At 66.3% G+C, this 18125-nt stretch carries 18 protein-coding genes and 1 riboswitch; of the genes, 3 read left to right on the forward strand and 15 right to left on the reverse strand.

The window, feature by feature from the left end:
* Positions 1-69: 69 nt before the first annotated feature.
* Positions 70-972 carry a LysR family transcriptional regulator gene (locus H0X90_RS04260; RefSeq protein ID WP_077190801.1) on the reverse strand — a complete coding sequence of 301 codons (903 nt, stop codon included), beginning with the start codon at positions 970-972 and terminating at the stop codon, positions 70-72.
* A gap of 175 nt (positions 973-1147) precedes the next feature.
* Between H0X90_RS04260 and H0X90_RS04265 the strand changes: the two genes are divergently transcribed.
* A complete protein-coding gene (locus H0X90_RS04265) occupies positions 1148-1828 on the forward strand; it encodes an isochorismatase family protein (RefSeq protein WP_006497310.1) in 681 nt (226 codons plus the stop codon).
* 93 nt (positions 1829-1921) lie between these two features.
* Here the strand turns inward: H0X90_RS04265 and H0X90_RS04270 are convergent, their stop codons facing one another.
* The 9 genes from H0X90_RS04270 to H0X90_RS04310 form a co-directional block, all read right to left on the reverse strand.
* Positions 1922-2275 (reverse strand): BON domain-containing protein, encoded by a 354-nt coding sequence (locus H0X90_RS04270; protein ID WP_077190802.1) that lies wholly within the window; start codon positions 2273-2275, stop codon positions 1922-1924.
* A gap of 64 nt (positions 2276-2339) precedes the next feature.
* A complete protein-coding gene (locus H0X90_RS04275) occupies positions 2340-3419 on the reverse strand; it encodes a porin (RefSeq protein ID WP_077190844.1) in 1080 nt (359 codons plus the stop codon).
* A 163-nt stretch (positions 3420-3582) separates the two neighbouring features.
* Entirely contained in the window at positions 3583-4032 is a 450-nt protein-coding gene (locus H0X90_RS04280; RefSeq protein ID WP_077190845.1) for a nuclear transport factor 2 family protein, read from the reverse strand.
* 195 nt (positions 4033-4227) lie between these two features.
* Positions 4228-4938 carry an NIPSNAP family protein gene (locus H0X90_RS04285; RefSeq protein WP_077190803.1) on the reverse strand — a complete coding sequence of 237 codons (711 nt, stop codon included), beginning with the start codon at positions 4936-4938 and terminating at the stop codon, positions 4228-4230.
* Positions 4939-4977: 39 nt separating this feature from the next.
* Positions 4978-6036 carry a maleylacetate reductase gene (locus H0X90_RS04290; protein WP_006497316.1) on the reverse strand — a complete coding sequence of 353 codons (1059 nt, stop codon included), beginning with the start codon at positions 6034-6036 and terminating at the stop codon, positions 4978-4980.
* A gap of 42 nt (positions 6037-6078) precedes the next feature.
* Positions 6079-6714: an alpha/beta hydrolase gene (locus tag H0X90_RS04295; RefSeq protein WP_006497317.1), complete on the reverse strand. Its 636-nt coding sequence runs from the start codon at positions 6712-6714 to the stop codon at positions 6079-6081.
* A 62-nt stretch (positions 6715-6776) separates the two neighbouring features.
* Entirely contained in the window at positions 6777-7736 is a 960-nt protein-coding gene (locus tag H0X90_RS04300; protein WP_006497318.1) for a VOC family protein, read from the reverse strand.
* 64 nt (positions 7737-7800) lie between these two features.
* Entirely contained in the window at positions 7801-8559 is a 759-nt protein-coding gene (locus tag H0X90_RS04305; RefSeq protein ID WP_077190804.1) for a citryl-CoA lyase, read from the reverse strand.
* Positions 8559-10055 (reverse strand): class I adenylate-forming enzyme family protein, encoded by a 1497-nt coding sequence (locus H0X90_RS04310; protein ID WP_006497320.1) that lies wholly within the window; start codon positions 10053-10055, stop codon positions 8559-8561. Before H0X90_RS04310 ends, H0X90_RS04305 begins: the two co-directional genes overlap by 1 nt.
* Before the next feature lie 226 nt (positions 10056-10281).
* Here H0X90_RS04310 and H0X90_RS04315 point away from each other — a divergent pair, with 226 nt between their 5' ends.
* Positions 10282-11055 (forward strand): GntR family transcriptional regulator, encoded by a 774-nt coding sequence (locus H0X90_RS04315; protein WP_077190805.1) that lies wholly within the window; start codon positions 10282-10284, stop codon positions 11053-11055.
* A gap of 104 nt (positions 11056-11159) precedes the next feature.
* A complete protein-coding gene (locus H0X90_RS04320; RefSeq protein ID WP_069353234.1) occupies positions 11160-11873 on the forward strand; it encodes a riboflavin synthase in 714 nt (237 codons plus the stop codon).
* Between the two features lie 18 nt (positions 11874-11891).
* On the opposite strand, the gene H0X90_RS04325 is transcribed toward H0X90_RS04320, so the two are convergent.
* The 5 genes from H0X90_RS04325 to H0X90_RS04345 form a co-directional block, all read right to left on the reverse strand.
* Entirely contained in the window at positions 11892-12476 is a 585-nt protein-coding gene (locus H0X90_RS04325) for a hypothetical protein (protein WP_077190806.1), read from the reverse strand.
* Positions 12477-12564: 88 nt separating this feature from the next.
* A complete protein-coding gene (locus H0X90_RS04330; RefSeq protein ID WP_006497324.1) occupies positions 12565-13806 on the reverse strand; it encodes a voltage-gated chloride channel family protein in 1242 nt (413 codons plus the stop codon).
* 79 nt (positions 13807-13885) lie between these two features.
* A riboswitch (Fluoride riboswitch) is annotated at positions 13886-13989 on the reverse strand.
* Positions 13990-14068: 79 nt separating this feature from the next.
* Entirely contained in the window at positions 14069-15088 is a 1020-nt protein-coding gene (locus tag H0X90_RS04335; protein ID WP_006497325.1) for a chemotaxis response regulator protein-glutamate methylesterase, read from the reverse strand.
* Entirely contained in the window at positions 15085-17394 is a 2310-nt protein-coding gene (locus H0X90_RS04340; protein WP_077190807.1) for a hybrid sensor histidine kinase/response regulator, read from the reverse strand. Before H0X90_RS04340 ends, H0X90_RS04335 begins: the two co-directional genes overlap by 4 nt.
* Positions 17391-18098 (reverse strand): chemotaxis protein CheW, encoded by a 708-nt coding sequence (locus H0X90_RS04345; protein WP_006487850.1) that lies wholly within the window; start codon positions 18096-18098, stop codon positions 17391-17393. The genes H0X90_RS04340 and H0X90_RS04345 overlap by 4 nt, the downstream gene beginning before the upstream one ends.
* Positions 18099-18125: the final 27 nt, after the last annotated feature.

Below are 18125 nucleotides of genomic sequence, written 5' to 3' on the forward strand. Positions count from 1 at the left end.
TGCAGGGCTGCGGCGCGTCCCGGTGAGATGCTTGCGATCGCCGGGGCACGCAAGCGGCCGGCAGCCGGTTCAGGATTCGTCGATGCGCGCGAAGGCGTCCGCCAGATGGTCCAGCAGCGCGCGCACCGAAGGCAGCAGCCCTCGGCGGGACGGAAATACCGCATGGACAATCCCGCCTTTCGGCAACCAGCCGGGCAATACCCGGACCAGTTCACCGCGACGCAGTTCGTCGCTCACCATCATCAGCGGCAGCGGAACCACTCCCGCGCCCGCCACCGCCGCCTGTCGCAACGAAATCATGTCGTCCGTCACGAACCGAGGCGTGTGCCGGACCGTCACCGGCTCGGCATCCGGGCGTTCGAGGTGCCAGACATGCTGCGGTTGCGGCGGCCCGAAATCGAGACTGGGACACCCGGCCAGATCGGCGGGTACGGCAATGGCATGCTGCTGCGCGATGGCCGGGCTCGCAACGAGACCCCAGGTTCGCTCGCCAAGCACCCGCATCACGAGATCGCTGTCTTGCAGCGGGGGCGGGCGAACGCGAATCGCGACGTCGATCCCTTCACCGATCACGTCGACGATCCGATTGGTTGCCTCGAGATGGACGATGACGCGCGGGTTGAGCGCCATGAACTCCCCCAATATCGCACCGATTCGGGCATGGAGCATCGCGACCGGGCAGGTCAGCCGAACCACGCCCTGCGGTTCCGCGCGCATCTGCTCGATCGCGTCCTGTGCCGCCTCCGCCTCGACCAGCATCGCCTTGCAGTGGTTGTAGTAATGCTGGCCGATCTCCGTGACCGAAAACCGGCGAGAGGAACGCTGCACGAGCCGCACGCCGAGATGCTCCTCGAGCGTCGCGATCCGGCGGCTCAATGTGGATTTCGGCACGCCGAGCACGCGGCTGGCCGGCGCGAAACCCTTGTGGTCGACCACCTGAGCAAAAAAATAGAGATCGTTGAGGTCCTGCATAGGCGCGCTCGATCGTTCCATAAATGAGACGCTGAGGATAACGCGCGCCGTCTACCCGCACCAGACCGGTTCCTCTACGCTTCCGTCATGCGATCGAACGGCGCCATCCGCGCCGTCGCGCCAACCCCGGGTCTATCCGACGCCCGTCGGGGCCCGCCCTACCAGGAGTATTGCCATGAGCGCACCTGCCAACTTCAACGGTCAGCGCCCCGTCATCGACCCGAACGATACGGCGATGCTGTTGATCGACCATCAGAGCGGCCTGTTCCAGACCGTGAAGGACATGGAAATGACGGTCCTGCGCAATCACGCGATTGCGCTGGCCAAGATCGCCACGCTCTGCAAGATGCCGGTCATCACGACGGCGTCGGTTCCGCAAGGACCGAACGGCCCGTTGATCCCCGAGATTCACGAAAGCGCACCGCATGCCACCTACGTCGCGCGCAAAGGCCAGATCAACGCGTGGGACAATCCCGACTTCGTCGAGGCGGTCAAGGCGACCGGCCGCGGCACGCTGATCATCGCGGGCACCATCACGAGCGTCTGCATGGCATTTCCGGCCATCTCGGCTGTTCACGACGGCTACAAGGTCTTCGCCGTGGTCGACGCGTCGGGCACTTATTCGAAAATGGCGCAGGAAATCACGCTCGCTCGCGTGGTTCAGGCCGGTGTGGTGCCGATCGACACCGCCGCAGTGGCCTCCGAACTGCAGCAGACGTGGCATCGCCCCGACGCACAGCAATGGGCCGAGGTCTACGGGATGATTTTCCCGCCGTACCGGCTGCTCATCGAAAGCTACCTGAAGGCCCAGGCGGTCGTGACGAGTAACGAGCCGCTCGACTCGGAACGCCCGTAACCCGTTCGACGGGGCCGGTCAGCAGTCCCGCGCCGGCTCCGTTCGATCTCCCGATGCATCGGCCGTCCCGAATGCGACGGCATCGCCCGGCATTCATTCCGGCCGAATCAGCAAGTCGTTCCTGACTGCCGTGACACCGCTCACCGAGCTCGCAACCGCGGCGGCGATTTGGGACTGGGCGCTATCCGTCACCGAGCCGCGCAACACGACGGCACCGTCGCGCGCGACGACGCCGATATTGGCCGCATTCAGTCCCTTGGCGCTGCCGAGCGCGCGGATGACGGCCTTCTGGAGCCGCCGATTCGCGGCCCTGATTTCCTTCTTGCCCGGCGTGATCGCGGACGCCGCGATGCCGGACCCGGCCGGATCCGCCTGAGCGCAAGCATTCGCGGCAATGGACAATGCGATGGCCGCGCAGAGCGACGACAACACGTAATGGGTTTTCATGTCTGGCGTTCCTGTTTCCGCGGTCCGGTTCCGGTGAGCCCGGTGCCGGACCACGATCGAATGGTTAGAAAAACTTTCGGATACCGACCGTACCGCCGAACGTCGTCCCCGCGGCGCCATATAACGCCCCGATCATCGACAGGCCGGTATTCATGGTCCCGTGGTTGTTGACCACCCCGCATTGCGCGTAGAGCGTCGTGCTCTTCGACAGGAAATAATCGGCGCCGATGGCCGTCATCACGGAATGATTGGTCGTATGATTTCGATCGCTCGTCAGCCACACGCCACCATTGATACCCAGCGCCGGCGATGCGAACCAGTTGATGCCGCCGCCGAACACGTCGCTGTCGAAAGAGCCGGCCACCTTGAAGTTGACAAACGATGCCTTTGCAGTGAGCGAGCCGAATTGATACCCGACACCGATCATCCGGCCAGCGAACTCGACATTGGTCGGCACGGGTGTGCTCTGCGCACCGCCCGCATCGCCGCTGTAGAGCGCGGCGTTGACCGTCAATCCGCCACGCTGGTAACGGACGCGCGCAGCATATTGCCTGCCGGCACGGAAATCGCCCGGCTTTCCACCGAATGCGAACAGGGTGCTGACGGTCAAGCCGGCAAAGGTCGGGCTCGTATACGTCACTGCATTGGGATTGAAAATGCTGGTCCCCAGCACGGTACCGACGTAAATGGTGGCCTCGCTACCGAACAGTGAAAGATCACGCGGATCCGCGTCGTAGACCGCCTGAAAGAACGGGGAAAACTGCAGTCCCATCTTCAGTTCGCCGGCCGGCCCCGACAACGCGATCCACGATTCGCAGCCGAAAAGGTTCCCGTTGCAGTGGAACAGACTGCCGTTCGTCGCGCTGATACCGCTCTGGAGGCGGAACTTGGCCTTCAACCCGCCGCCGAGATCTTCGACGCCCTGCAAACCGAACTGCGAATAGTATCGGCCGCCATCGATCATCGACACTTGCCATCCATCGTTGAGCCCCGTGACGGGATTGCGGGTCTTGTTCGTATACAGCATTGCCACGTCCACCACGCCGAATAGCGTGACACTGCTCTGAGCGTGCGCAGTCGCGCACGCGATACCCGCCATCAGACAGCCGGCCACTCCCCGCGAAACCTGCTTTCTCGCTGACATCAGCATCTCCATGCCTGGCCGCAGACCACACGGCAATATTTTGTCATCCTTAATTTATGAAACGGTCTCGATCCCGGTGCAACTTCGCGCTCGAAGCACTCGTTCGTATCGTCCGGATCGATCCGGAAAGCTCAGTCGACCATCCAGCGCTGCGAGCGTCGGGTCAGTAGCGGCGGATCGGATTCGTCTCGAGCCACGGGTAGCGATCCGTATCGCTGCCTGCATAATCGGGATCCAGATAGACATGACACCGCTGGATCCTGAAGTCGCGAATCTCGAACACATCGCACCAGCGACCGGCATGCGTGGCCCCCGCCTGCCAGGCCGCCCCGTTCTTCAATCTGCCGCTCGACAGACCCTCGACGCAGACGAGATCGCCGTGCTGGATGAGGTTCAGACAGGACGTCTCATGCGACACACCGGCCAGAATCATCATGAGGTCGCTGAACAGCTGACCGATCTCCTCCTTGCCGCGTGCGACGCCCCATTTCGGGAAATACATCTGCGCGTGATCGTCGAACAGCTCCAACAGGTTTCCGCCATGGTCCAGCCTCCTGAAATACTCGAGCGCGATTGCCTTGCGTTGCTCGTCACTCATGGTCCTGATCTCCATCCTCTGCTCCTTTCCATGAAAAATTTGTTGCCCCATAGATAAATACGGATTCCTGATTTACAGGAACGAGCCGTTTCGTCGGTACGATTCCTCATCCGGAAAGTATCTCCGTCATTTCATGTGCCGACGATGGTGCATCGCGACAGACCGGATCCGTGTCAGCGAATGCGCGTCCGCCACCGGACCCTGCAACGCTCATGGTTGGATGAACATCGGCGACATGTCGGTCACCGGCGACGGAGCGAGCAGCACTTCCGTAACGTCCAGCAACACCGGCGCGAGTTGATTCAACAGCGTATTCCATGCACCCGGCAGCGATCGCGACGCCTGTCGGGCGAGCCAGCCCTCCATGCTTGCCGGATGTGTGTAGACCCGCACGCGATTCAGCGGGCCCACCATCACATTGAACGCGCCGAGCAAACCGTCGGCAAACGATGCGTCGTCGGCCAGACGAAATTCCGCGAAGGCTTGCCAGAATCGCGGCACGCCACCCGAGCGGAAGGTCAAGGTCGTTTCGCCGACGACCACGCGGTGCGCGGGCACCGATATCAATGCACCGTGCTTCGGTAACCAGTCGTTGCCGTTGCCCCATATCGGCGTCGCCCGATCCGGGCCGGCCGGCAGAAGGAATTCGTTTTCCTGGCGCAGAATCATCGAGCGGACGCGTGCGAAGTAGCCGGCAAGCCTCGACTCGTCGGCCAGGCCGCCCAGTCGCGTTTGCCAGTCCGCGAAGTCGTCGTAGCGATACAGACAGACAACCGAATCCGGCACACCCGACACGGGTGCGAATGCGCCAATCAGACGCTGCAGGATCGGGTCGAGTCCGTCGGCACGGACCTGCTGCGCGTCCCAGAAGTCGTTCAGCGTGCCGGGCTGCAACGTATAGGTACGGCGCTCGATCAGCATCGGACTCTCCACTTCACGGCAATGACGGTCGCCGTCACGTTACAGGGGATCGGCGCCGTCATAAGCGCGTTCCAGCAGCGCCCGGATCGCCTGTCGCTCGATCGGGCGCGGATTCGGATAGGTCTTTTCGACGATCAGGTCGGCCGCGCGGTCGATGCCGTCCCGCGGCATCCCGATCTCGCGCAACGAGCGACACGCATCGAGCGAGTCGATCAAGCCGCGCAGCCCGGCGATCGCGTCCGTGGCACCGATCGCGCGCGCCACACGCGCGAGCGCATTCGGGGCATGGGCAGCGTTGTAGCCGAGCGCATACGGGAGGACGACGGTGTGGACGTCGGCATGAGGAAGATTGAATGCCCCACCGAGCGTATGGCATATCTTGTGATGAACGCCCATCTGCACATTCCCGAGCACGGTCCCGCAGAGCCATGCACCGTAGAGCGCGTCGCTGCGCGCATCGACGTCGGCAGGTGACGCATACAGGCGAGGCAGCGCACTCGCGAGCGCGCGTATGCCCTCTTCCGCCATCAGGCTGTAGACCGGGCTGCCATCGTGGGCATACAGCCCCTCGACGGCGTGCGCGATGGCGTTCATGCCGCTCGCGACGCTGAGCTTTACCGGCAACGTGAGCGTCAGCAGCGGGTCATAGACGACGCACCGCGGCAACACGCGCCAGTCCTTGCCGGTTTTCTTCACACCCGCTTCGGTCAAGCCATAGAGCGGCGTCATCTCGGAGCCGGCATAGGTCGTCGGCAACGCGACGATCGGCAGATCGGCTTCCAGCGCAATGGCCTTGGCAAGACCGATCGTCGATCCGCCGCCTGCCGCGATGCACGCATCGGCGCCCGACTCCCGCATCGCGCGCACGGCATCGCGCGCCACTTCCACCGGGACATGCATGACCGCCTTGGCCAGCACACCCGCACTGCGCGTTCCGAGCACACGATCGATTCGATGTCCGAGCTCCGCCTGTTCCGGCGTCGTGATCAGCAGTGCCCGTGCGGCGCCCAGCGAATCGAGAACCGCGGGAAGGCCCTCCAGGCTGCCCGGGCCGAATATGACGCGCGCTGCCTGGCTTTCATGGTTAAACGATTGCATGATGTGATTCCTGCTCAGGATGATGTGCGGTACTCGGCCGGATCAGGCGCCGAGCACGCGTTTCGCATACTCGATTTCAGCGTCGCGTATGCCATGCCCGGTCGCGGGATCGACGTGCAGCGCGACGGACGCGCCGGCCGCTGCGAACAGGGCCGCCGACCGCCGAACGTCGTCCACGGGAACATGCGGATCGTGCTCCCACGTCGAAAACAGCACCGGCATGCCGGAAAAGTCGCGTGCGTCCGGCGCACGCTGCAGGTCAGGCGGTCCGATCAACGCACCGGTGAACGACACCAGCGCGCGGTACGGCCGGCCGCTGCGCCACACGAACTCGCTGCACAGGCAGGCACCTTGCGAAAAGCCCATCAGCACCTGCGATGCGTAACGGATGCCCTGCAGCCGCAGCCGTTCCGAAAGCGCCTCCAGACACGCGAGCGCGTCGGAAAGACGCGGTTCGTTCAGCTCGACGGGAACCAGGTAACGTTCCGGATACCAGGACGCACCGTCCGCCGACGGCGCGAGCCACGCGAGGTCCGGACGCCCGAAACGGTGCACGACGTGGTCGTGCATCCAGTCCGGCGACTGGCCGCGGCCGTGCACGAGAATCACCGCGGTATCCGCGTGATCGATCGGCGCGCCATAGTCGGCCACCGGCTGTTCAAGATGTGCATTCGTCATGAGATCGACCGCTCCAGACCATCACGGCGGGGGCCACGCACGCCACCCGGCCTGCTTGCTTTTCAGTAATTGAGCGCTTCGAGCGATTCGAGGATTACCGCGCGCTGACTTTCGAACTGCGGCGCGAGTTGCACCGTCTGCCCCATCTTCTCGTACGGTTCGTCGATCAGGAACGCGTCCGGCTTCGATACGGTCGCCTCGAACATCGCGCCGCTCGGGGTACGCACGTAGATCGATTCGAAGTAGCCGCGATCCTTGCGTTCCGACGTGTCGGTAAAGCCAAGGCCTTCGAGATTGGCCTTGACGCGATCCTGCACCGAGCGGTCGGCAACCTGGAATGCGCAGTGATGCACGATGCCCTCGCCGTAGGTCCAGCTCGCCTGCGGCATGTCCGGCTCCAGCGCGTAGTCGACGAACTTGCCGGAGCCGCCGTCGCCAAACGCGTAGCGCGAGAACTTGCCGTCCTTGTCGACCTCGTGCGCCGACCAGCCCTGCTGCATGAATTCCTGTGACGCTTCCATGTCCCGCACGTTCACGCCGATCGTATGCAGGCCGCGGATCGCGAGTTCGGCCGGCACTTCGCCGTTCGAATAGGGCTTGCGTTCGTCGTCGGCGATGCCGATCAGCTCGTACGGGATGCCGCACGGATGCGCGAACGACAGGACCTGCTCGCCGAAGCGTTCCGACCGGCGCACGTCGAATCCATGCGCGGCGAGCCGCCGTTCCCAGAACGGGATCGCCGACTCGGGCACCGACAGCGCCAGCCCGCCGATCTGCCCAGACCCGCGATGGCCCTTGCGCCCGAAATGCGCGACGGGGAAACAGGTGATCAGCGTGCTTTCCTCGCCGAGATCGTTGCCGTAGTACAGGTGATAGAACGGCGCCATGCCATCGTAGATGAGCGTCTTCTTCACGCTTTTCAGCGACAACACCTTCGTATGGAAGTCGTAGTCCTGCTGAGCGGTGCCGACGCACAGCGTGATGTGATGGTGGCGCATGATCGCCTGGTTGATCTGGGTCATGTTTGTCTCCTTCATGGAATCGAATGCGATAGGGATACGCGGTGCACGGGCGCCTGTCGACGCGCTAACCGGTCATCGCGCCGTCGACGAGTTGCCAGATGAAACGCCCCGACGGACGCGCCTGCTCCTCTGCGATGTGTGCAATCAGCCCGGCCGCACGGCTGAGCACGGCGAAGCCGCGCATCAACGAAGGTGGAATACCGAGATCGCCCAGCAGTGCCGCGATCGCACCGGTTGCGTTGATCGTGATGTGCTTGCCGGCGGCCGCATCGATTTCCGCAGCCAGCAAGCCGAGCGCGTCGCAATGCGCGCCATGCGTACCCGCATCACGCGCGAGCGCCAGCAATGCGATCGCACGCGGATCGTCCGGCCGGTGCAGATGATGGCCAAAGCCCGGAACCGGCTCGTGCCGCGCCCGGTACTCGCGTGCAACCGCTGCAGCCTCACGCTGCGCGTCCGGCTGCGCTGCGATGATTCTCGCGAGCAACTCGGCGGCCGGCTCCATCGTGCCGACGAAGCGGCTGGCCACCGCCAGCAGGCCCGCGGCCACCCCGGCCTGCAGATTCTCGGGCGAGCTCGAGTAGACCATCCGGGTCGCAATCGCGCTGGGCGTCATGCCGTGTTCCATCAGCGTCACGAGAATCGCATCGACGACGCGTCGCTGATTTCGTTCAAGCGCGATACCGAACGCCTGCTGCATGAATACGTCGATGAAACCAGCGTTGCCGATCAGGTCATCGACGAGGTTGCTGTCGCCGTAGTACACCGCGTCCGTGGTGTAACGACAGAGCCGGCTAGCCGGCGCCTCGGCCTGGTTCGCCATCACTGTCCCCTCGTTCCGAGGATTGCATCCCGCACGGCCGGCTTGAGCACCTTGCCAACCGCGCTACGCGGCAATTCTTCGAAAAAATGAACGGCCTTCGGCGTCTTGACCGAACCCAGCTCATGTTTGACGAACGCGATCAGTTCGTCCGTGTGCACGCTTGCGCCCACGCGCAGTTGCACCGCGGCATGCACCGCTTCGCCCCACTTGTCGTCCGGAATACCGACGACCGAACAGTCCGCGACGGCCGGGTGCCCCGACAGGACCACCTCGACGTCGCCCGGATAGACATTGAAGCCGCCGGTGATGATCACGTCGCGAATGCGGTCACGCAAAAACAGAAAGCCGCGCTCGTCGAACACGCCCGCATCGCCCGTACGCAGCCAGCCGTCGACGAGCGTCTTGCGCGTTTCCTCTTCCGCATTCAGGTAGCCGCTCATGACGAGGCCGCCGCGCACCGCGATCTCGCCCTCCTCGCCCGGCGGCAACGGCATGCCGTCCCCGTCGACGATCGCCACCTGGGTGAGCAGCGTCGGCCGGCCGACCGACGCGAGGTGCTCGCCGGTCATCTCGGCCGGCGGCATGAACGTGATGATTTGCGGTGCCTCGGTCTGGCCGAACGACGTACAGACGACCGGTCCGAACACGGCCTGCGCGTCACGAATCTGCTCGGGCCGCATCGGCGCGCCGCCATACACCAGATAGCGCAGCGCGCCCAGCGCCCGCGGCGCGCTGCGCTGCTCGTCCGCCAGCGCCTGGATCAGCGTCGGCGGGGCAAAGAACAGCGTCACATCATGTGCGCTCGCGGTATCGAGCAACGCGCCCGGCTTCGCGGCGTCGGGAAACACCAGTGCTCCGCCGGCGCCGAGGACCGGCAGCATGTACGTCGACGTGCCGTGCGTGATCGGCGCCGCGACGAGATAGCGGTCGCCCGGCTGCAACGCGAGTTCGTGAATCTGGGTCGCGATATTGGTCGTCCATGCCCGCAGCGGCTGGATGACCCCTTTCGGGAATCCCGTCGTGCCGCCCGTGAACTTGATTGCCTGCGCGTCGTCGACGGAAATCCCCGCGCGCGACCGCGGCCCCATCGCCAGCGCATCGCGATTGCCGGTCCGGCTTGCCAGCACCTCGAGCGGCTGCAACGGCGCATCGATCCGCGCGAGACGTTCGAGCATCGCCGTATCGGCGAGCACCAGCGACGGCTTGACGAAATCGACGATGCGGCGCAGTTCGGGATCGCCGTTGCGCGGATTCAACGGCACCCAGACCTTGCCGGCCGCGAGGATCGCGAGAATCGCCACGAGATGGTCGACCGAGTTCGCGGCCCCCACACAAACACGGCTTCGCGGTAGCGGATCGATGCGATCGAGCGCAGCCGCACGGTCGAGCACGATTTCCGCCAGCGCGGAAAACGTCAGGTTGCGCTCCGGGCTGATCACCGCGAGGCGGTCGGGATGCCGCTGCACGGCACGCCACAAATAGTCGATTGGATACATGAAAGGGACTCCGGATTCAAAGGCTGCCCGACTCGAGCGCCGTCGGTACGTGGCTGAACTTTATGAATTGTTCAAATGTTCGAACATTCGGATATACCCGAAGCCGACGATACGGCCTTGTCGCCCGAGGACGGCACGACGGGAAAAGCTGCTTGCGACGAACATTCGAACAAAGCGACGCAACCGCCCGCTATACTGAAAGCCGCTCAATTACGCGTCGCCCTCAATGAACGCCACCCCCCAAGCGCCCGACACCGTGTCGCTCGAGTCGCCCCAGCCTCGGCACGTCGATCTGGCACGCACGCTGATGCAGGACATCGGCAGCGGCCGCTACCGGATCGGCGACATGCTGCCGACGGAAGCCGAGCTATGCGCGCAGTGGAACCTCAGCCGCTATGCCGTGCGCCAGGCCATCCTGAAGCTCTGCGAACTCGGTCTGATCAGCCGTCAGGCAGGGATCGGCACGCGCGTGATCGCGACTCGCCCGCACACGCGCTACGTGCAGTCGATGGATTCGTTGTCCGATCTTGCCCGCTACGCGCAGGGCACGCGACTCGATGTCCTGTCGCGCAGCGTGCGGCCCGCAAGCGACGAAGAAGCGCACCTGCTTCACTGTGCGCCTGGCGACAAGTGGCTGCATATCGAGGGCATCCGCCACGAGGTATCCGGTGCTGACGCGCCCATCGCGCTCGTCGACGTTTATGTCGCGGAACGCTACAGCGGGTTGAAAGGCGTCGGGAAAACGCTCGACACGCCGATCCATACGATGCTCGAGCAACAGTTCGGCATCAAGGCAACTCGCGTCGAACAGCAGATCCATGGACTGTTGCTCGCCGGCGAACAGGCGGTCGCGTTACGGGTGCCTGACCACTCGGCGGGGCTGCGAATCGTCCGGAGCTACTACGCTCGGGACACGATGATCGAGGTGACGTCGGGCATTCACCCGGCCAGCCGCTTCAGCTACTCGATGACCTTCCAATTGACGCATACGTCGAGCTGATACGCATCGCCGGCGTGAGCTGCGCGCCATGGAAGCGGGAGCGGACCGCGTCCGCCCGGATCACTTATCATGTCGGCCAGGCAATTCGCGACGAAAGGCAGACCATGTTTACAGGCATTGTTCAGGGTGTTGGCACCATCACCGCCATCAAGGATCACGGCGAGCTGAGGACGTTCAGCATCGCATTCCCCGAGCGGTTCACCGACGATATCGAGATCGGTGCGAGCGTGTCGGTCGACGGCGTGTGCCTGACGGTGACGACCATCCATTCGCCGGTGCTGATCGACTTCGACGTGATGCTGCCGAGCCTGCGGATCACCACGCTGGCCGACCTCACGACCGGCGCGCGCGTCAACGTCGAGCGGGCCGCGAAGGACGGCGCGGAGATCGGCGGGCATCCGCTGTCCGGTCACGTCGATTTCACGGGGACCATCGTGCACATCGCATCGTCCGAGCACAACCGGATGATCCGCATCGGCGTGCCGGCCGAGTTCAAGCGCTATGTGTTCGCGAAGGGCTACATCGCGATCAACGGCTGCAGCCTCACCGTGTCGGACGTCAATCGCGACGAAGGCTGGTTCGAGGTCTGGCTGATTCCCGAAACGCGCCGCGCGACCACGTTCGATGCGAAGGGCGTCAACGACAAGGTCAACATCGAGATCGAACGCAGCACCCAGGTCGTCGTGGATACGATCCGGGAATCGGTCAAGGAGACGCTCGGCGAATTGAACGGCGTCGTCACCGCGCTGCTGGCGGAAAAAGGCATCGATATCGAGGAATTGCTGGCGCGCAACGTCGCGCGGCTGCCGAAGCAGTAACGGCGAATTTCCATCGTGCTAGGTGATCCGCTGGATCACCGAGAACCGGGTGCCGTCGGAAAACACCTCGATCCACGGCTCCGACTCCTCGAATGTCCAGAGGACGAGGTCGAGGTCCGTCAGTTCATGCCAGTCGTCGTCGGGCCACGGCATGTTCCATCCGCCCGTGACGGCCACCACCCCGCCCGTGTAGAGCGGGCATTGCGCCATCCATTCGCGCGCGTAGTCGTGCGCGGCCGCGCCCTTGAAGTTGTCGTTGAATCCCCAGTCGCGCTGCCAGCCGTGTGCGTCGAGGTACGCGCCGATCGCGGCCGAGCCGAAGCGGAACACCGCATCGACGGGCGGAAGCGACGTTGCACCGGATCGGCACAGCGGGTGATCCGAGCGGACAGGTTGCGTGGAAGTCTCCACGCGGCCGCCCGTACCGCTTTCGTCGAGATACACGTTCAGCCAGGCGCCGTCGCGCTCCACAGAGATGCACGACGCGCCGGCGTCGATCCCATGCCAGTAGCCGGTGACGGGTTCGCCGCCGGCCGCGAAGCGGTACGCGTGGCACGGCCTGGCGAGGCGCTTCGCGTCGGTCAGAAAGTCTTCCAGTGTCATTGAGCGTCCGTCAGTCGATTCTTGTACTCCGGATATCGCACGGGGCCGCCGCGCTCGAACGACTTCGCACCACGGCTGCCACCCTGCGTCACTCCGCCTCCACCTGCGCTCCCTTCCCCACCGCCACACGCTGTGCGCGATAAATCCCCGCGTGTCCCGAAAACAGATACGCGACGACACAGGCGACGATCGCATACACGCCGATATCCGCGCCGAACAGTTCGATCGCCATGATCGTCGACGCGATCGGCGTGTTCGCCGCACCCGCGAACACCGCGACGAAGCCGAGCCCCGCGAGCACGGGCGCCGGCAGCGCCAGCACCTGGCCGAGCGCATTGCCGAGCGTCGCGCCGATGTAGAACAGCGGCGTCACCTCGCCGCCCTTGAACCCCGACGCGAGCGTGACGACGGTGAACGCGAACTTGCCCGCGAAATCGTAAAGCGGCAGCGGGCCGTGGAACGCGGCCTCGATCGTCGGGATGCCGAGACCGAGATACTGCGGCACGTTCAACACGGTCGCGGCCACGGCGACCATCAGGCCGCCGAGCACGGGCTGCAGCGGCGCATAGCGGATCACGCGGCGAAACCACGCGGTCAGCGCATGCGTCGCAAACGCGAACAGCCGCCCGACCACGCCGAACGCGATGCCCGCGACGACCGTCACGGTCAGTCCGGTCGCCGATACGGCCGGCACGAACGGAATCGCATAGGCCGTGTGATGGACGCCCCACGCGCGGCACACGACGTCCGCGACGATCGCCGACGCGACGCAGGTCAGCAGCGCGTCGTACCGCACGCGCCCGATCGCGAGCACCTCGAGCCCGAATACCGCGCCCGCGAGCGGCGTGCCGAACACCGACGCGAAACCGGCCGCGATGCCGCCCATCAGCAGCACGCGGCGATGTTCGCGATCGAGACGGAACACGTGCGTGACGCGATCGGCGAGCGCGCCGCCCATCTGCACGGCCGTGCCCTCGCGGCCGGCCGAGCCGCCGAACAGGTGCGTGACGACGGTCGCGACCAGCACGAGCGGCGCCATCCGCTTCGGCACGAGCGCCTTCGGGTCGTGAATCTCGTCGATCAGCAGGTTGTTGCCGCGCGCGACCGACTGGCCGAATCGATGGTAGACCCAGCCGGTGGCGAAACCGGCGGCCGGCAGCCCCCACAGCAGCCAGGGATGCGCGACGCGCGTACCGGTCGCCCAGTCGAGCGCGATCAGGAACAGCGCGGAAGCCGTGCCGGCCAGCGCGCCGAGCAGGGCTGAAAGCGCGAGCCAGCGGCACACATAGCGCACGGTCGCGAACAGATCGGCAGAAGTCGTGAAAAACATGATTTCCAGATTCGACGGAACATCAAAACCTGGGCGGCAGAATACCGCGTGGACGGCCTGCGACCTCCTGACGACCCAGGAACACGCAGGCATCATCAGCCGGGCAAACCGGCGGTTGAGGGCCGCACCGCACGCTACGCGCCGGCAACGACCGCAGGGAGGCATGCCATCTCCGCAGGCCGCCATTGTACGCGACGCCGCGCCACGCACGCAATGCAGGCGCCGCGCCGCCACGCAGCGACAGCGCGTGCCCGGCGCGCGGTCAGTCGCGCGGCGCGAGCGCGATCCGCGCGATCAACTGGGGCGCGATCTGTTCGAGCGGCAGGATCGCCGACGCCGCGCCGATCGCCGCCGCCGCCTTCGGCATCCCGTACACGGCGCTGGTCGCTTCGTCCTGCGCGATCGTGTAGCAGCCCTTCGCCCGCATCGCCTTCAGGCCGAGCGCGCCGTCGCGCCCCATGCCGGTCAGCAGCACGCCGAGCGCCTCGCTCTGCCAGCCGTCCGCGACGCTGTTGAAGAACACGTCGATCGACGGCCGGTACGGCGTTTCGGCCGGATGCCGCGTATAGCCGAGCACGCCGCGCGGCGATAGCGTCAGATGGTCGTTGGTCGCCGCGAGCAGCACCGCGCCGGCCTCGGGCACGCTGCCCTGCCGCGCGACGCGCACCGGCAGCCGCGTATAGCCGTCGAGCCATTCGGCCATGCCGTACGCGAATGCCTGATCGACGTGCTGGACGATCACGATCGCGGCCGGGAAATCGGCCGGCAACGCGCGCAGCAGCGCGGTGAGCGCGGTCGGCCCGCCCGCCGACGCACCGATCGCGACGAGCGTCGGCTGTCCGCGCGTGGGCGCCGGCCCCGGCGGCACGAGCGCCACGGAGCGGCTTTCGAGCAGCCGGCCGATCTGGTCGATCTTCGCGAGCAGCGCCTGCGGCGATGCGTCGGTCGACAGCCCGAGCGCGAGCGTCGGCGTGTCGACCGCATCGAGCGCGCCGGCGCCCATCGCCTCGTACACCGACGACGTGTTCGCGCTGACGCTCGCCGTCACGATCAGGATCGCGCACGGCGCGCGCGCCATGATCCGGCGCGTCGCGGCGACGCCGTCGACTTTCGGCATCACGAGATCCATCAGCACGACGTCGGGCGGATGCGCGACGCAGAAATCCACCGCCTCGTCGCCATCGGTCGCGACCCACAGCACGCGATGGTCCGCACGCAGCGCGATCACGCGGCGCAGCGCCTCCACGGCCAGCGGCAGGTCGTTGACGATGCCGATGTTCATCCGCGCGCATCTCCGATCAGGTCGTGCACGGCATCGAGCAGCGCCTCGTCGTGGAAGCTGCTCTTCGCGAGGTAGTAATCGGCGCCGGCATCGAGCCCGCGCCGGCGATCCTCGTCGCGATCCTTGTACGACACGATCATCACCGGCACGCGCTTGAGCATCGGGTCGCTCTTGATCAGCGTGACGAGTTCGATGCCGTCCATGCGCGGCATGTCGACGTCGGTCACGACGAGATCGAACGCATCGCTGCGCACCGCGTTCCAGCCTTCCATCCCGTCAACCGCGACCGTCACGTCGTAGCCGCGCTTTTCCAGCAGCTTGCGTTCGAGCTCGCGCACCGTCAGCGAATCGTCGACGACGAGCACGCGACGGCGCCGGTCGGCGAGCGCGAGTTGCGGATCGCGCGTGAGCCGCGCGAGCTGGCCGCCGCGCACGAGCTTGTCGACCGAGCGGATCAGGTCCTCGACGTCGACGATCAGCACCGGGTCGCCGTTCTCGAGCAACGCGCCGGCCGCGATGTTCTGGATCTTGTGCAGGCGGCTGTCGAGCGGCTGCACGACGAGCATCCGCTCGCCGAGGAAGCGGTCGACCGCGACGCCGTACAGCTCGGGTTCGCCGCCGACGACCACGACCGCCGTGCTGGCGCGCGCCACGTCGGGCTCGCCCGCGTCGAGCAGCTGGTGCGCGGCGACGAGGCCCGCGCGCCGGCCGTCGAACGGAAAATGCGGCTGCCCTTCGAGCACGTCGATGTCGTCGTGCGCGAGTTCGAGCGTGCGGCGCACGTGCGCGAGCGGAAACGCATACGGCTCGCCGCCGACCTCGACGAGCAGGCTGCGGATCACCGACAGCGTGAGCGGCAACTGCAGCACGAAGCGCATGCCGGCACCCGGCTCGTTGAAGATCCGCACCGCGCCGCGCACGCCGCGCACCATCTCCTGTACCGCGTCGAGGCCGACGCCGCGCCCCGACACGTCGGTCACCGCATCGCGCATCGAGAAGCCCGGCAGCAGCAGGAATTCGAGCAGTTCGGGATCGGACAGCCGCGCGGCCGTCTCGTCGTCGGTCAGGCGCTGGCGCACGACGGCCGCGCGCAGCGCGTCCATGTCGACGCCCGGCCCGTCGTCGATCACGCTGACGAGCAGCGAGCCGGCGCTGTGACGCGCCTCGAGCGTGACGCTCGCCTCGGCCGGCTTGCCGCGCGCGTGGCGCGCGTCGGGCGAATCGACGCCGTGGTCGATCGCGTTGCGCAGCAGATGGCCGAGCGGCGCGTCGAGCAGGTCGAGGATGTCGCGATCGACCTGCGTGCCTTCGCCGACGATCGAGAAACGCACCTGCTTGCCGAGCGAGCGCGCGAGATCGCGCACGATGCGCGGATACGCGCGGGTCGCGTCGCCGAACGGGCGCATCCGGCACTGCAGCGCCTCGTCGTACAGCTGCTCGGCGATATGCGTGCTGCGCCGCTCGAAGCGGTCGAATTCGTCCATGCGCTCGGCGAGCGAGCGCTGCAGGTCGTTGAGCATGTGCCGCACTTCGTTCATCGACGCGAGCATGCCGGCGTCGAGATCGTCGGCGAACTGCTCGTACATCAGGTCGAGCGAACGGGCCGCGTCGCGCTGCGCACGCTTCACGCGCAGCATCGATTCGGCGAACGGCTTCAGCCAGCGCGATTCGACCAGCGATTCGCCGGACAGGCTCAGCAGCCGGTTCAGCGTATCGGCGCGCACGCGGCGCATCGCGCCGGCACCCGCCACGCGGCCGGCCTGGGCCGGATCGGGCACCGTGCCCGACACGGCGAGCGGCGGCACAGCGGCACTCGCGCCGACCGGCTCGTTGGCGGCACCGTCGTGATCGCGATACGGCACGACCGACGGCGGTATCGGCGGCGGCACGGCGGCCTGCGCCTGCATCGTCTGCGCGCCGTCGGCGCCCGTCAGCGCCGCCGCGAACACGTCGATCTCGGTCTGCGATACGGGCGGCCCTTGCGGATCGCCGACGCGCACCAGCAAGTCGACGCCGGCCAGCAGCACGTCGACGTGCGTGGCCGTCAGCGCGATCGTGCCGGCCTGCGCGGCGACGAAGCATTCTTCCATCCGCCCGGCGATGTCGACGCCGAGCGGCACGCCGACGATCCGCGCGGCGCCCTTCAGCGAATGCGCGGCGCGCATGCATGCTTCCAGCGCGACGGAATCGGGCTCGCCCGATTCGAGCGCGAGCAGCCGCTCCGACAGCGCCTGGGTCTGCGTGCGCGTCTCCTCGCGATACAGCTCGAGTAGCGACAGGTGGCTCAGGTCCTCATCGCCGCTCATCGCATGCTCCGTGTCACGGCGTCGAACAGACGATCGTCGTCGAGCAGCCCCACCGACTTGCCGCGCCACGCCAGCACGCCGCGCGACAGGCCGGCGCTCGCGCGCCCGACCGTCGCGGGCACCGGCACCCAGTCGGACGCGCCGAAGCGCAGCACGCCCTCGACTTCGTCGACCGGAAACACGACCGGTTCGCCCTGGTGCGCGGCCACCAGCAGCCGCGTGAACCGGCCGTCGTCGCTGCCGCTGCCCGCCTTGCCGGCATCGAGGCCGAGCAGCGCGCCGATCGAGATCGCGATGCGCAGCGTGCCGCGGATGTTGACCACCCCGCGCACGGCCGAATTGCGGCGATGCGGCAAGGAATGGATCGGGCGCGTGCCGGCGATCTCGCGCAGCACGCCGATCGGCAGCGCGAGCCATTCGTCGGCCACCCGGAACGCGAGCGCCGCATGGCGCGTATCGCCGTCGTCGTCGCCCGCTTGCGCGGTGCCGAACGCGCTCATCCGGCGCGTGACGTCGGTCATCTCGGCCACGTCGAGCGGACGCTCGAGCAGCTTCGCCGCGTGCGACGCGTAGACCGGGCAGTTCAGGCAGCGCAGGCAGTCGTTCAGCCGCTCGCACGAGCGGTCGCCGCGCGTGCCGATCCGGTTCCAGCAATCGTCGACGTCGAGCGTCGCGTCGTCAGTGGCAGCGGCGTCGCGGTTCATGAATTCCTCTGGTCATCGCGGTGTCGA

It is taken from the genome of Burkholderia sp. 9775_39, from assembly GCF_015712225.1.
Lineage (GTDB): Bacteria > Pseudomonadota > Gammaproteobacteria > Burkholderiales > Burkholderiaceae > Burkholderia > Burkholderia cenocepacia.

Bases quoted from the DNA above. Each gene is read 5' to 3' on its own strand.
- H0X90_RS04300 (WP_006497318.1), bottom strand. From the start codon at position 7,736: ATGACCCAGATCAACCAGGCGATCATGCGCCACCATCACATCACGCTG.
- H0X90_RS04285 (WP_077190803.1), bottom strand. From the start codon at position 4,938: ATGCTGATCGAGCGCCGTACCTATACGTTGCAGCCCGGCACGCTGAAC.
- H0X90_RS04260 (WP_077190801.1), bottom strand. From the start codon at position 972: ATGCAGGACCTCAACGATCTCTATTTTTTTGCTCAGGTGGTCGACCAC.
- H0X90_RS04295 (WP_006497317.1), bottom strand. From the start codon at position 6,714: ATGACGAATGCACATCTTGAACAGCCGGTGGCCGACTATGGCGCGCCG.
- H0X90_RS04270 (WP_077190802.1), bottom strand. From the start codon at position 2,275: ATGAAAACCCATTACGTGTTGTCGTCGCTCTGCGCGGCCATCGCATTG.
- H0X90_RS04330 (WP_006497324.1), bottom strand. From the start codon at position 13,806: ATGTTTTTCACGACTTCTGCCGATCTGTTCGCGACCGTGCGCTATGTG.
- H0X90_RS04280 (WP_077190845.1), bottom strand. From the start codon at position 4,032: ATGGAGATCAGGACCATGAGTGACGAGCAACGCAAGGCAATCGCGCTC.
- H0X90_RS04275 (WP_077190844.1), bottom strand. From the start codon at position 3,419: ATGTCAGCGAGAAAGCAGGTTTCGCGGGGAGTGGCCGGCTGTCTGATG.
- H0X90_RS04325 (WP_077190806.1), bottom strand. From the start codon at position 12,476: ATGACACTGGAAGACTTTCTGACCGACGCGAAGCGCCTCGCCAGGCCG.
- H0X90_RS04310 (WP_006497320.1), bottom strand. From the start codon at position 10,055: ATGTATCCAATCGACTATTTGTGGCGTGCCGTGCAGCGGCATCCCGAC.
- H0X90_RS04290 (WP_006497316.1), bottom strand. From the start codon at position 6,036: ATGCAATCGTTTAACCATGAAAGCCAGGCAGCGCGCGTCATATTCGGC.
- H0X90_RS04345 (WP_006487850.1), bottom strand. From the start codon at position 18,098: ATGAACCGCGACGCCGCTGCCACTGACGACGCGACGCTCGACGTCGAC.
- H0X90_RS04320 (WP_069353234.1), top strand. From the start codon at position 11,160: ATGTTTACAGGCATTGTTCAGGGTGTTGGCACCATCACCGCCATCAAG.
- H0X90_RS04335 (WP_006497325.1), bottom strand. From the start codon at position 15,088: ATGAACATCGGCATCGTCAACGACCTGCCGCTGGCCGTGGAGGCGCTG.
- H0X90_RS04305 (WP_077190804.1), bottom strand. From the start codon at position 8,559: ATGGCGAACCAGGCCGAGGCGCCGGCTAGCCGGCTCTGTCGTTACACC.
- H0X90_RS04340 (WP_077190807.1), bottom strand. From the start codon at position 17,394: ATGAGCGGCGATGAGGACCTGAGCCACCTGTCGCTACTCGAGCTGTAT.
- H0X90_RS04315 (WP_077190805.1), top strand. From the start codon at position 10,282: ATGAACGCCACCCCCCAAGCGCCCGACACCGTGTCGCTCGAGTCGCCC.
- H0X90_RS04265 (WP_006497310.1), top strand. From the start codon at position 1,148: ATGAGCGCACCTGCCAACTTCAACGGTCAGCGCCCCGTCATCGACCCG.